Source organism: Corynebacterium sp. MSK158 (assembly GCF_030229085.1).
Taxonomy (GTDB): domain Bacteria; phylum Actinomycetota; class Actinomycetes; order Mycobacteriales; family Mycobacteriaceae; genus Corynebacterium.
Genome location: NZ_JASPHJ010000013.1, coordinates 43,407 through 56,855 on the forward strand (window position 1 = coordinate 43,407; position 13,449 = coordinate 56,855).

Annotated in this window: 13 protein-coding genes; 8 read left to right on the forward strand and 5 right to left on the reverse strand. The window is 58.4% G+C overall.

The features are described from left to right. Positions 1-75: 75 nt before the first annotated feature. Positions 76-1,020, forward strand: a complete 945-nt coding sequence (locus tag QP915_RS09910; RefSeq protein ID WP_239191961.1) for a heme o synthase — start codon at positions 76-78, stop codon at positions 1,018-1,020. Between the two features lie 83 nt (positions 1,021-1,103). On the opposite strand, the gene QP915_RS09915 is transcribed toward QP915_RS09910, so the two are convergent. From QP915_RS09915 to mptB, 5 genes are all read right to left on the reverse strand, one after another. Beyond that, a complete protein-coding gene (locus QP915_RS09915) occupies positions 1,104-2,081 on the reverse strand; it encodes a quinone oxidoreductase family protein (protein WP_284769219.1) in 978 nt (325 codons plus the stop codon). Positions 2,082-2,145: 64 nt separating this feature from the next. Continuing rightward, positions 2,146-3,174: a COX15/CtaA family protein gene (locus QP915_RS09920; RefSeq protein ID WP_284769220.1), complete on the reverse strand. Its 1,029-nt coding sequence runs from the start codon at positions 3,172-3,174 to the stop codon at positions 2,146-2,148. A gap of 69 nt (positions 3,175-3,243) precedes the next feature. Continuing rightward, on the reverse strand, positions 3,244-4,008 hold the full coding sequence (locus QP915_RS09925) for an ABC transporter permease (protein WP_239277711.1): 765 nt from the start codon (positions 4,006-4,008) through the stop codon (positions 3,244-3,246). A gap of 57 nt (positions 4,009-4,065) precedes the next feature. After that, the gene (locus QP915_RS09930; RefSeq protein WP_284769221.1) at positions 4,066-4,995 is read right to left on the reverse strand and encodes an ABC transporter ATP-binding protein; all 930 of its coding nucleotides are present in this window, start codon (positions 4,993-4,995) and stop codon (positions 4,066-4,068) included. Between the two features lie 6 nt (positions 4,996-5,001). Then, entirely contained in the window at positions 5,002-6,726 is a 1,725-nt protein-coding gene (gene mptB / locus QP915_RS09935) for a polyprenol phosphomannose-dependent alpha 1,6 mannosyltransferase MptB (RefSeq protein WP_284769222.1), read from the reverse strand. 269 nt (positions 6,727-6,995) lie between these two features. On the opposite strand from mptB, the gene QP915_RS09940 reads away from it, so the two are divergent. The 7 genes from QP915_RS09940 to QP915_RS09970 are packed head-to-tail and all read left to right on the forward strand — an operon-like array spanning position 6,996 to position 13,268. After that, positions 6,996-7,733, forward strand: a complete 738-nt coding sequence (locus tag QP915_RS09940; RefSeq protein WP_239277715.1) for a helix-turn-helix transcriptional regulator — start codon at positions 6,996-6,998, stop codon at positions 7,731-7,733. Beyond that, positions 7,730-9,169 carry a Fe-S cluster assembly protein SufB gene (gene sufB, locus QP915_RS09945; protein WP_005324837.1) on the forward strand — a complete coding sequence of 480 codons (1,440 nt, stop codon included), beginning with the start codon at positions 7,730-7,732 and terminating at the stop codon, positions 9,167-9,169. Before QP915_RS09940 ends, sufB begins: the two co-directional genes overlap by 4 nt. A gap of 5 nt (positions 9,170-9,174) precedes the next feature. Then, positions 9,175-10,329, forward strand: a complete 1,155-nt coding sequence (gene sufD / locus QP915_RS09950) for a Fe-S cluster assembly protein SufD (RefSeq protein ID WP_005328395.1) — start codon at positions 9,175-9,177, stop codon at positions 10,327-10,329. Between the two features lie 30 nt (positions 10,330-10,359). Further along, positions 10,360-11,118 carry a Fe-S cluster assembly ATPase SufC gene (sufC, locus tag QP915_RS09955; RefSeq protein WP_284766507.1) on the forward strand — a complete coding sequence of 253 codons (759 nt, stop codon included), beginning with the start codon at positions 10,360-10,362 and terminating at the stop codon, positions 11,116-11,118. Positions 11,119-11,163: 45 nt separating this feature from the next. Then, complete coding sequence (locus QP915_RS09960; protein WP_284769223.1) at positions 11,164-12,411, forward strand: cysteine desulfurase; 1,248 nt, start codon at positions 11,164-11,166, stop codon at positions 12,409-12,411. Next, positions 12,408-12,860, forward strand: coding sequence for a Fe-S cluster assembly sulfur transfer protein SufU (sufU, locus tag QP915_RS09965; protein ID WP_005324831.1), 453 nt, complete (start codon positions 12,408-12,410; stop codon positions 12,858-12,860). Before QP915_RS09960 ends, sufU begins: the two co-directional genes overlap by 4 nt. Further along, positions 12,861-13,268 (forward strand): metal-sulfur cluster assembly factor, encoded by a 408-nt coding sequence (locus QP915_RS09970; RefSeq protein ID WP_239235298.1) that lies wholly within the window; start codon positions 12,861-12,863, stop codon positions 13,266-13,268. It begins immediately after the preceding gene. Positions 13,269-13,449: the final 181 nt, after the last annotated feature.

The window sequence follows — 13,449 nt, forward strand, 5'->3', positions numbered from 1 at the left end:
CGACCGCTAGAGGTGACCACGCGCAGGGAGTGTGCGGGGCACAGTTCACCAACGTTCAGATAGTGGAGGAATCCCTTGGAGACCATCAAGGCCTATTTTGCGCTAACGAAACCGAGGATCATTGAACTCCTCCTCGTGGCCGCAATCCCGGCGATGCTCCAAGCACAACGCGGCGTGGAGGCCGTTTCAGACAATATCTGGCTTATCGTGTCGACCATTTTCGGCGGTTGGATGGGTGCTGCTGCCGCCCACACGTTTAATAACGTCGTGGACTACGAGCTGGATCAAAAAATGCAGCGCACGAGGGCCCGCCCGCTGGTAAGGGCCAAGATTTCCAAGCGGAACGCAGCAATTTTCGCCTGGGTAATGCTGATTATCTCCGTGCTGTGGTTGGGCGTCCTTGCCCATTCCTGGCTAGCGGCCTTTTTCGTGGTTTTGACGAACTTCTTCTACGTCTTCGTCTACACCAAGTTTTTGAAGATGCGCAATGCTCAAAATATCGTCTGGGGCGGCTTGGCCGGCTGCATGCCCGCGATGGTCGGCTGGGCGGTTATCCGGGATAATGCTCCTGCTGGAGAGCCTGACCGATGGTGGCAGGCAATCGTGCTCTTCCTCATCATCTTCTTTTGGACTCCGCCACACACGTGGGCGCTGGCCATGAAGTACAAGGAAGACTACCGCAAGGCCGGCGTGCCGATGCTGCCCGTAGTGGCCGATGAGAAGGAAGTCACTCGACAGATCGTGTGGTATACCGTGGGCACGGTTATCGTAACCCTACTAATCGTCCCCGCTGCATCGTGGATTTACTTGGTCGCAGCACTTGCCTCCGGCGCGGTATTCCTGTGGATGGCTATCCGCCTGCATAAGGGAGTCAAGAACGGCGCCAAGGTTAAGCCGATGCGCCTGTTTATTTACTCCAATAACTACCTCTCGGTGCTCTTTATCGGGTTGTCCATCGATGCAGTATTGGGCTGGGAGCCACTAGGCCGGATGCTCGGCTGGTCGGCCACGTTATTCTAACTGCGCCCAAATACCCCAGCATAAGAGGCGGGAAGCGCGAGAAGGCAAATGCTTTCCCGCGCTTTTGGCGTTTGTGGGTGGGTTTAGGCTTTATCGCCAGCTTGGACGCGCAGCACGATGGAACCGGTAGTCTTGCGCTCTTGGAGATCGCGGTGGGCCGCAGCGGCATCTTCCAGTGGATAAGATGCCGTGACGTTAAAGTTCAGGTCGCCGTCGATAATAGCTTGGACGACCGCCTGGGCACGCATTTGGAACTCGCCTTCTTGGGCTGTCCATGCGCCGATGGAAGGCCGGGTGAGGAAGATAGACCCATGCTTGTTCAGCAGCTGCGGGTCGATAGGCTCAACTGGGCCAGAGGCGGCGCCGAAGAGCGCAACGGTGCCACGGGGGCGCACCGCTTCGAGTGACTCCTGGAAGGTCGCCTTGCCGACGCCGTCGTAAACCACGTCAACTCCCTTATCACCGTTGTAGCGACGGACCTGCTCGGCGAGCCCGTCGCCATAGCGAAATACCTTATCCGCACCGGCTGCGTAGGAGAGTTCTTCCTTTTCGTCCGTGGAGACCACCGTATAGACGGTAGCGCCGAGCGACGATGCCATTTGGGTGAGGATCTGGCCTACACCGCCGGCGCCGGCGGTAATCAGGCAGGAAGCGCCTTCACCCAGTTGATAAACGCCATGCGCCAAATAGTGTGCGGTAATGCCTTGCAGCAGCATAGAGGCAGCGACTTCTGGCTGGAAATCATCCGGGACCGCTACTAGTGCCTCGCGTGGGACGCAGACCTGCTCAGCGTAGGAGCCAAAAGCCTGGTTCCAGGCCACCATTGTGCCCTCGGCAATTTCCCCCTTGGGGTCGTAGACTACGCGTCCGGTGCCTTCGAATCCCGGAATAAACGGGGTGGCCGCGTTATAGATACCCTCCCGATAATAGGTATCGATGTAGTTGACGCCAGCCATGATGACGTCCACCAATACCTCGTCGTTATTAGGGGTGGGGGCGGGAACTTCGGTATAGCGAAGTACTTCTGGTCCGCCGGCTTCTGTGACCTGAATTGCGTGCATATGGTCAGGCTAGCGTAAAAAGCCGGCCGAGTGCAGTACTTCGGCCGGCTGGGAGTATTACGGGTTAAGCAGTCGCTCGCTCTTGTTCGAGTGATGCTTGGCGCGACGCGTACTTCTCATCGCCGCTGGGAGAGCCGGTGATGAGATCCGCGGTGCCGTCGGTGCGGCGTACACCGTGCGCCCACAGGAGGGCGGTAAACGCGGTGACGAAGGAGGAGAGGCCAATATGGAAGGGGACAGTCCAGCGCGGAATGCTCATGTAGAACTGGTAAACGCCTACCGCCCACTGAATGAGGATGCATACAACGAGTACCCAGCCAGCCTTCTTAGCGTCTTGAGGTGCCCGGTTCTTGTAAAGCAGGAAGACGGTAATAACAGTAAGAGTCAGGTAGACATACATGCACATGGCGTGGGTGACGGCCATGGCTTCGGTATCTACTTGCAGGCGGCCTTCCATTCCCACCCCGGAATCGCCAGAGTGAACGCCCGAACCAGTAACCATCGTGCCGGTGATGAGCACAATGCTCAGGGCCACGGTAGCGACCGCTGCAAGGAGGCGAATCGCTTGGGGGAAGCGAGCGCGTGGCGTTCCATCATCGGGTTCCAAGATGCGGGAATAGAGCATTGCCGCTAGCCATACCAAGAGCATGGAAGGCAGGAAGTGCAGGGCCACCGACCACCAGCGTAGGTCTAGGTGGACAGAGATACCGCCGATGATCGCTTGCAGGACGATGCCGGCGACGTTGAGCCAGGCGTATACCTTGAGCTCTGCGCGGCGACGCGCCATGCGCATGGCAATGACGGCGGCGAAAGCCGCTGCGGTTACGACGAAAGTAAGCAGGCGGTTACCAAACTCAATGGCCTGGTGGAGAGCAGGCGCAGCGCCTTCCATAGGGACAAGGGAGCCTGGTTGGCATTCCGGCCAGGTGGGACAGCCCAATCCCGAGCCGGTCACGCGGACAATGGAACCAGACACGGTGATGCCACCCTGGCACAAGAGAAGGATGAGCGCGATGAGGCGCTGCTGTTGCAGTGTAGGGGCGGCTTCCTTAAAGAAGCGCTTGATCTTCGTCCAGTAATTCACGCATAGCATCCTACTAGTCGGGAGATTTCGGGCCTAAAAATTCCTCTCGTTTCGGAAGGAACCGGACAAAAGTCACATTTAGCCATCGAAGCGGAACCAACGGACCGCAGCGAACGACGCCACCGCAAGCCATGCCAACAAGGATAGGAGCTCGAGGCTGGGGAAGGCGGAATTGGAGGCGTCGGTAAGCGCGCCTGCTAGGGCGACAGTCGGCACTGCGTTGAGGACGCCATTATTGCCAAGGCCCTGGGAGTAGAGGGTCCACCCGACTACGCCGAGGAGCAGGAACCAGATGAGGTTGGCCAGTGCGAGTACTACCTCAGAGCTGAGGGTGCCGCCGAGTAGCAGCCCCATGGCGGTAAAAGCCGCAACGCCAAAAAATAGCGAAAGGATCATGAGCAGCACCCCGCCCGGGCTGATACGGAGACCCAGGATATAGGCAGCTATGCCCAAAACGAGGATTTGGAATACCACCATGGTGAGTACGCCGAGGATCTTGCCGCCAATAATTGCCCAGGCCGGCACACCGGACGCGCCGGTGCGTTTAAGGGCCCCATAGCGCCGGTCAAAGGCAAGCGAAATGGCCTGACCGGTAAAGCCTGCGGAGGTGGCCGCTACTGCAAGCACCATGGGAAATACCTCGTGTAAGCCATGTCCGGTGAGGGACTCCAGGTGGGCCGCGCCAATGAGCAAGGCCAGCGGTATGATGACGCTCAACAATTGCTGTTCGCCGTGGCGCAGCATGAGTTTTGCTTCCATCTTACCTTGCGCGAGCAACATGGCGCCGGCGCTGGCCCGTTTGGGGGCTGGGGTAAAGGTTCCGGGGTTAAAGGTCGTGCTCATGTGGTGGCTTCTTTCCGCAACGCAGTTGGTTGAATTCGGTCCTGGCGTAGGGTGCAGCTAGCTGCGCAAATGGCGGCCGGTAAGGTCAAGGAAGACCTCCTCCAAGTTGCGGTGAGCCGCGTCTAGGCGCCGCAGCAGGACTCCTTGGCGGGCAAGTTCGGCGGTAAGCGTAGCGATGGTCTCGGGCGTACCGGCCTGGGTCAAGCGGTAATGCAGCGGCCGGGATTTGGTTGCTTGAATGCCAGCCTCAGCCAAAGCCTCCACATCAACATCGATATCGGTGCTGAAACTAAGGCCTGCCGAGTCTGACTGCGCGGTAAGTTCCGCGGGGGTGCCGTGGGCTACTAGCTGGCCATGATCCATGATGGCTACTCGGTCCGCTAGTGACTCCGCTTCATCCATGAGGTGGGTGGTAAGAACAATGGTGACGCCATCGTGCCTTAGGGCTCGAACAAGGTCCCAGACCGCCAACCGGGATTGTGCATCCATGCCAGCGGTGGGCTCATCCAGGAAAACCAGCTCGGGCCGACCGATGATTGCTAGAGCGAGGGAAAGCCGCTGCTGCTGCCCACCGGAGAGCCTGCGATAGGGAGTCCGGGCTACTCCTTCCAGCCCGAGCGTTTCCAGTAGCCAGTGCGGGGAGAGGGGATGGGCGCTGTAGCTAGCGGAAAGTTCAAGCATTTCCAGAACACGGATGCCGGAGTAGGAACCACCACCCTGCAACATGATGCCGACCTTTTCGCGCACCTTGTCCGGTGCGGAACTCGGGTCCAACCCCAGGACGTCGATTGTGCCGCTGGTGGGGTGGATAAAACCCTCCGACATTTCGATCGTCGTGGACTTTCCAGCGCCATTGGGACCAAGGAGGCAAAAGATCTCACCTGCGGCAACGCTAAGGCTCAGACCATTAACGGCGGTGGTGGAGCCATATTTTTTCACCACGTTGTCCACGGTGAGGGCTGGGCGATCGGCTGAAATGGAATTCACGTGGGATTAGTTTAGGACACGGATTCCGCTGCGCCGCACTGCAACCCACCACAGGGCGGCAATGACGGCAAACGTGCAGGCTGCCGACACATAGATGACGATGATGGTGCTGGGCGGCAACCCGAGGCCGCGTGGCAGCACAAAGAAGCTCATAGCTGCCGAATAAGCCACGACGCAGAAACGGAAGATAAGCCGGTTGGCCCATGCGGCCAAAGGCAGTACCGCCCACAGGATGTACCACGGATGGACGACGGGAAAGAAGATAACCAGCACTAAGGAGGCGGTGCCGAGTCCTCCCACAGGGTGGATGCGGCCGCGCAACGTTGCAAAGAGCATGCGGGCCATGAAAGCTACTGCCACCAGCACGCCAAAGGTACGGGTAACGGTGAGAATCGCTTCGGTGTGGTCACCTAGACCCAGTAGCATTCCAATGAAGCCGGTACCCACGCCTACGGCGGTGGAGGTCGAAAGCCACGAGCGGATGGAGGCCGCCCCGCCTTGTCCCGTGATCCACCCCAGGCCAATGCCGGTCAAGGCGCTAATAAGGGCAATGCTTGCAATTAAGATAACTAGCTGCAGGGCAATGGCATAGGCTAAGGCTTTCCAGCGTGGTGCGCCGTCCTTGTCTATCAGGTGGCGGGCATACGCCATCCCCACAAAGCCCAGTCCGATAAAACCGGTAACCTTGACCATTCCGGCGCAGGACAGACAAAATCCAGAAGCAATTAGTGCTAGGTAGGCACTGCGCGTGGACTCTTCCAGCTTGTCGACGCCCCTCAGACCCAGCTCCATACCCACTAAGAGCAGACCCAGCATGATGGACTCATTATGGATTCCGCCCACTAGGTGCAGGATAGTGAGTGGGTTGAGAATGCCGAGCCACAGCGCAGATTCTGGAGATACCCGGCAGCGTCGCGCGAGACAGCTAATTGCCCACCCAGCAACCATGATGCCGGCGATGGATAGGAGGCGGTGGGCGATAACTCCTAGAAGGATGGAATTTGAGGTAACTGCGCTCACCACTCCAGCGAGCCCGAGCGCTACGGGGCCATAGGGGGAAGGGGAGTTGGCCCAGATAAACGGTACGGATCGGGCGAGCTCATCACCCGCGCCAAGCAATTGCACCGGTCCTGCAGAATACGGATCCATGCCCTGCATCACGATGGAACCGTTAGCCAAATAGGAGTAGATGTCTTGGGTAAAGAGCGGGGCAGTAAAAATCAGCGGGAGGACCCAACCGGCCCACGTGCGCCACAGCTGGTGTGTGGTCACGAGCCGGCGGGCGCGCGCTGGTGTGAGGGCACCTTCTTGGGGTTGGCGCAGCGGCGTGCCTACAAAAGGGGCAAGGAAAACCCAGGCGGCCACCAACAGGCCTACTCCCACCATGACTATGGCAGAAGAGGTCTGCAGCATGCGAGACATGAGGGAGCCGAAGGGCACGTTGTCATAGGGGTTTCCCACTACAGGGAGAGCGCCGGCACCTAACGCGCCGAAGGCGATAAGCAGAGAACCCACTGTGCCTACCCAGCGCAGGATAAAAAATGTCCGCCATTGTGCGGTGGTGGTGCGCTTTAGACCATCCGCATTGGCGGGGACAAAATCAAAACGAGAATCAGGTTCTGCGGCTCCGGTGTCCTCGGCGTGCAGTCGCGCAGACCGAGAACCAGCGGTGCCCAGCTGCGGCAGCTCGGCCTTGACGCCGGAAAGAAAGCCGCGGAATTTGCCTGTCATGGGATAAGACCTTACGCGAATCCTCCGTCTCAACCCCAGCAGGGGCGCTCTTTTAGCGTGGGCAGCGCCGCCAGTCGTGGCGATGAGGGGAGTTGGCCACCCCCGTGCCACGCCGAAGAATGGCCAATGGTGGCATTCTGGAATGAATTAAGGAACACTAGTGTTGTCTAATAAAGGAGGCGCAGTTGGACTGCGGCGCGACTTTCGGAACTACGGGAGTCGGTTGCAGGGCGACTGTAAGTGACCGAAGCACGAAGGGAGGTCCCGGCATGAGTGCACCTCAGCGTGTAGAAACTACCTACAAGGCGGCTAAGGAATCCCGCACTACGGATGGTGATACCCGCCGGCAGGTGATGCTGTTGCTGCTGAAGGACGGGCCCGTTACCGCTTCCCACTTGGGTGAACGCCTTGGCCTTTCTGCTGCCGGAATTCGCCGGCACTTAGACAATTTGGTGGAAGAGGAACTGACGGAGGTTGTGCGCCGCCGCCCAGTTACTCGCGGCTCAACGGGCAGCGGGTCTGGTCGCGGGCGACCAGCCAAACACTTCCGCCTCACTGATCGTGGTCGAGCGCAATTCGGGCACGCCTACGATGATTTGGCCTCTGATGCCTTGACGGCGCTCCGCGACGTCGGCGGGTCTGAGGCTGTTAAGCGCTTTGCCAAAGTCCGCTTCGAGCGACTCGTTGCAGATGTGCGTCCCTTGATAGAAGAGGGCGAATCTGTAGAGGATGTGGCCCGTAAGCTGGCCGAGGTCTTGGACGAGCACGGTTACGCCGCCACGGTGGACCGCGCTGGTCAAGGAGTGCAAATCTGTCAGCACCATTGTCCGGTCTCCCATGTGGCGGCCGAGCACCCGGAGCTGTGCGAGGCGGAACAAGAAGTCTTTTCTGCTCTATTAGGCAAACACGTACAGCCTTTGGCCTCCATTGCTGGCGGCCACGGGATCTGTACCACGAACATCCCCTTGACACCCGTTAATACAAATACTGAAAGGAGCGAGTCATGACCCAGGCACAATCGGCACCCGAGAACAAGATGACCGATGATGAAATCATTGATTCCATTGGTGCATATGAGTACGGCTGGCACGACTCGGACGCGGCTGGTGCTTCTGCTCGCCGCGGCTTGAACGAAGATGTAGTACGCGATATTTCCGCCAAGAAGGGCGAGCCAGAATGGATGCTTAACCAGCGCCTGAAGGCCCTCAACATCTTTGATAAGAAGCCCGTTCCCACCTGGGGTGCGGATTTGTCTGGCATCGACTTCGACCAGATTAAGTACTACGTGAAGTCCACTGAGGAGCAGGCCCAGACCTGGGAAGACCTCCCGGACGACATCAAGGCCACCTACGATAAGTTGGGCATTCCAGAGGCAGAGAAGCAGCGCCTCGTTGCCGGCGTGGCAGCCCAGTACGAGTCCGAGGTTGTCTACCACCAGATCCGTGAGGACCTGGAAAGCCAGGGCGTCATCTTCGTGGATACTGATACCGCACTGCGTGACTACCCTGAGCTCTTCAAGGAATACTTCGGCACCGTTATTCCAGCCGGCGACAACAAGTTTTCTGCGCTGAACTCAGCAGTGTGGTCCGGCGGCTCCTTTATCTACGTGCCCAAGGGCGTACACGTAGATATTCCTCTGCAGGCTTACTTCCGCATCAACACGGAAAATATGGGCCAGTTCGAGCGCACCCTCATCATCGTCGACGAGGACGCATATGTGCACTACGTCGAGGGCTGCACCGCTCCTATCTACAAGTCTGATTCCCTGCACTCCGCAGTAGTGGAGATCATCGTGAAGAAGGGCGGCCGCTGCCGCTACACCACCATTCAGAACTGGTCCAGCAACGTCTACAACTTGGTGACCAAGCGCACCAAGGTAGAAGAAGGCGGCACCATGGAATGGGTCGACGGCAACATTGGCTCCAAGGTCACCATGAAGTACCCGGCCGTATGGATGACCGGTCCTTACGCCAAGGGCGAGGTTCTCTCCGTTGCCTTTGCTGGTGAGAACCAGTTCCAGGACACGGGTGCCAAGATGACTCACATGGCTCCGCACACCTCTTCCAATATCGTGTCTAAGTCGGTTGCCCGTGCCGGCGGCCGCGCCGCGTACCGCGGCTTGGTGCAGGTTAATCAGAACGCGCACCATTCCACCTCTAACGTCGAGTGCGATGCGTTGCTGGTGGACAATATCTCGCGTTCGGATACATACCCGTATAACGACATCCGCAATGACCACGTCACGCTGGGCCATGAGGCAACCGTTTCCCAGGTTTCTGAGGAGCAGCTGTTCTACCTGATGTCCCGCGGTATTGCGGAAGAAGAAGCAATGGCGATGATCGTGCGTGGCTTCGTTGAGCCGATTGCTAAGGAGCTGCCGATGGAGTACGCCCTCGAGCTCAACCGCCTCATCGAACTGCAAATGGAAGGATCGGTCGGCTAAAGAAAATGGTCGCTTCGAACGAATTCAACCCGGATAAGATCACCAAGGGTGATGTCTTTACCTCCACCAACGTGGAGGACTTCCCGGTGCCGCACGGCCGCGATGAGGTGTGGCGCTTTGTCTCCCTGCGCAAGCTCCGTGGACTGCACAATGGCGAGTTCGCTGAGGCAGTGGCACAGGACGTCACCGTGAGCGAACATCCAGGCGTAAGCTCCGAGACCGTCGCTCGCGATGACGAGCGCTTGGGCCGCGTTGGTACCCCGTCTGACCGCGTTGCGGCACAGGCGTGGACTTCTATGCCTGAAGGCCAGGTTGTCACCATTGACGCCGAGGCTCAGGTGGAAGAGCCCGTGGTCATTACCTACACCGGCAAGGGCGAGGGCGTAACTTCCTTTGGCGCTACCTCCATCGAGGTAGGCCACCACGCGGAAGCTACCGTCATCTTGAAGTACGTCGGCTCTGGCACCCACGCGGATAACGTCGAGTTTATCGTGGGCGATGGTGCTCACCTCACCGTCGTTGTTGACGTTGATTGGGAAGACGATGCCGTACACCTGTCTAACCACGTGGCACAGCTCGGCCGCGATTCCGTGCTGCGCCACAACTCCGCCATCTTTGGCGGCGAGGTGGTACGCATCGTGCCTCGCGTGAACTTCACCGAGCAGGGCGGCGACGCAGAGCTGCTGGGCGTCTACTTCGCTGACGAAGGCCAGTACTTTGAAAACCGCATGTTGGTAGATCACTCTGTCCCTAATTGCCGCTCCCACGTCCTGTACAAGGGCGCACTGCAGGGCACCAAGGACAATGAGGCCCGCACCTGCTGGGTCGGCGATGTCCTTATCCGCTCCAATGCACAGGGCACCGATACCTACGAAACCAACAACAACCTGATTCTGACTGAAGGCGCTCGCGCGGACGCAATCCCTAACTTGGAGATTGAGACCGGTGAAATTACCGGTGCAGGCCACGCGGCCACCGTTGGTCGCTTCGATGACATCGAGTTGTTCTACCTGATGTCTCGCGGCATTCCAGAGGCTGAAGCCCGCCGCCTCATCATCCGTGGCTTCTTCAATGAGGTCATCCACCGCATTCCGGTGCAGTCCCTGTCCGAGGAATTGGAAAACCGCATTTCCGAAGAACTGGAAAAGATCTCCGCCTAAAGCTTTCATAGAAGGAAACCCACACACATTATGTCTACTCTGGAAATTAAGAACCTCCACGCCCAGGTGCTGCCGACGGAAGAAGGCGGCGAACCGAAGGAAATCCTCAAGGGCGTTAACCTGACCATCAACTCCGGCGAGATCCACGCCATCATGGGTCCGAACGGCTCCGGCAAGTCCACCTTGTCCTACACCATCGCCGGCCACCCAAAGTATGAGGTCACCGAGGGCGAGGTGCTTCTCGACGGCGAAAATCTGCTGGAGATGCCCGTCGACGAGCGCGCTCGCGCCGGCCTTTTCTTGGCGATGCAGTACCCAACTGAGGTACCGGGCGTAAAGGTCTCCCAGTTCATGCGCTCCGCAGTCACCTCCATTCGCGGCGAGGCACCGAAGCTGCGCGAATGGAATAAGGAGCTTACCCAGGCCCGCGAGAACCTGAAGATTGATAAGTCCTTCATCTCCCGCTCCGTCAATGAAGGCTTCTCCGGCGGCGAGAAGAAGCGCCACGAAGTTATGCAGCTGGATATCCTGAAGCCGAAGTTCGCAGTCATGGATGAGACTGACTCCGGCCTAGACGTTGACGCCCTGCGCATCGTGTCTGACGGCATCAATAGCTACCAGAAGGAAACCAATGGTGGCATCTTGATGATTACCCACTACAAGCGCATCCTGAACTACGTGAAGCCGGACTTCGTCCATGTCTTCGCTGACGGCCACGTCATCAAGACCGGTGGCGCTGAATTGGCGGACCAGCTCGAGTCTGACGGCTACGACCAGTTCCTCAAGTAAGGACCGACCCTTGGCCGGTCAACCGCGACTATCCAAAGAAGATTCATGTCTGGATTTGATGTAAACGCAATTAGGGAACAGTTCCCGATTCTCCAGCGCACGGTGCGTGGCGATAAGCCACTGGTGTATCTGGATTCGGGTGCTACCTCCCAGCGCCCGCTGCCGGTATGGAAAGCGGAAGAGGAGTTTGTGCTGCACACAAACGCCCCTGTTCACCGCGGTTCCTATCAACTGGCAGAAGAGGCCGATGATGCCTACGAGTCCGCGCGCCAAGCTATCGCCGCATTCGTGGGCGCGGACCGCGACGAGATCGCCTTTACCAAAAACGCCACTGAGGCCCTAAACGAAGTTGCCTATGTGCTTGGCGACGAGCGCGCGGGGGACCTCTACGTGGGTGAGGGCGATACCGTTGTCATCACCGAATTGGAGCACCACGCCAATTTGGTGCCGTGGCAGGAGCTGTGCGCTCGCACCGGCGCTACGTTGAAGTGGTATTCCATGACCGAAGACGGCCGTATCGATCTCGATTCGCTCGAGCTCGATGATTCCGTCAAGGTAGTTGCGTTTACTCACCAATCCAATGTCACGGGTGCCGTGGCGGACGTGGATGAACTGGTGCGCCGTGCCCGCGCGGTCGACGCCATGGTCGTCCTCGACGCCTGCCAGTCGGTGCCACACATGGCGGTGGATTTCCACGCTTTGGACGTGGATTTTGCGGCCTTTTCCGGCCATAAGATGTGCGGCCCTAGCGGCGTTGGTGTGCTGTACGGCAAGGATGAGCTGCTCAAGAAACTGCCGCCCTTCCTGACCGGTGGCTCCATGATTGAGATCGTCAAGATGGAAGAGACGACCTTTGCCGAGCCGCCGACGCGTTTTGAGGCGGGCACGCAGATGACCAGCCAGGTGGTTGGCCTTGGCGCAGCGGTGAAGTTCTTGGAAGAAGTGGGCATGGACAATATCCACGCCCACGAAAAGAAGCTCACCGAGCGCGCATTGCGTCAGCTCAAGGAAATCCCTGGTCTGCGCATCATCGGTCCAGAGACCACCGAAAATCGCGGTGGCGCCATTTCCTTCACTGTAGAGGGCGTTCACCCGCACGACTTGGGCCAGGTCCTCGATGACCACGGTGTGTCCATTCGCGTTGGCCACCACTGTGCGTGGCCACTGCACCGTGCCTGCGACGCACAGTCCACCGCCCGCGCTAGCTTCTACCTTTATAACACCGAGGAAGAAGTAGATAAGCTGGTGGACGCAATCAAGGCTGCCCGCGAATTCTTTGGAGTTGCCTCATGAACTTAGATTCCATGTACCAGGACGTCATCCTGGATCACTATAAGAACCCCCAACACGCCGGCCTGAGGGAGCCGTATCAGGCCGAGGTTCACCACGTGAACCCGTCCTGCGGCGATGAGCTGACCCTGCGCGTGCGCCTTTCGGACGACGGTAAGACCGTAGAGGACGTCTCCTATGACGCGGAAGGCTGCTCCATTTCGCAGGCTTCTACTTCAGTTATGGCTGAAGAGATCGTTGGACTGCCGCTTGCGGAAGCCAATGAGAAGCTGGCCGAGTTCGAAAAGATGATTACCTCGCGTGGACAAGAAGAGGGCGATGAAGACCTCATCGGTGACGGTGTTGCCTTCGCCGGCGTGTCCCAGTACCCAGCGCGCGTCAAGTGTGCCCTCCTCGGATGGAAGGCCTTCCAGGCTGCATCCGCCGATGCACTAACTGAAGTGGAGAACTAGATGACCGAACCCGTAGATCCTTATCAGAACGAGAGCTCTTCATTCTCCGGCAGCGGCGAGCGCCCGGAGCAGACTGAAGAGCAGATTTCTAAGGCCTTTGATGTCACCGAATTCATGCGTGATGTCATTGACCCCGAGCTCGGCATTAACGTCGTTGACCTGGGCCTTGTCTATGATCTTTGGTTTGAAGAGGACAATGGCAAGGAGATCGTCATGATCAATATGACGCTGACCTCGCCGGCGTGCCCGCTGACCGATGTCATTGCAGAGCAGGTGGAAGACATCGTTAAGGCCAATAAGCTGGCCGATGCCGTCCGTATCAACTGGGTATGGATGCCGCCATGGGGTCCGCAGATGATTACTGAGGAGGGCCGCGAGCAGCTTCAGGCACTTGGCTTCGCGGTTTAAAATCGCGTATTAATCGCACGCCCCCAGCAGCGCATTTCTCGGATTAGGGAAACGGCTGTTGGGGGGTGTTCCTATATAGGTTGTCAACCTAGCGGGTGGAGAAATGAACTGCTCCCCATTAGTTGGACTGAGAAATCAGTTTCCGATTAGTGGGGAGTAGTTTTCATTGAGAGCTCGAAGT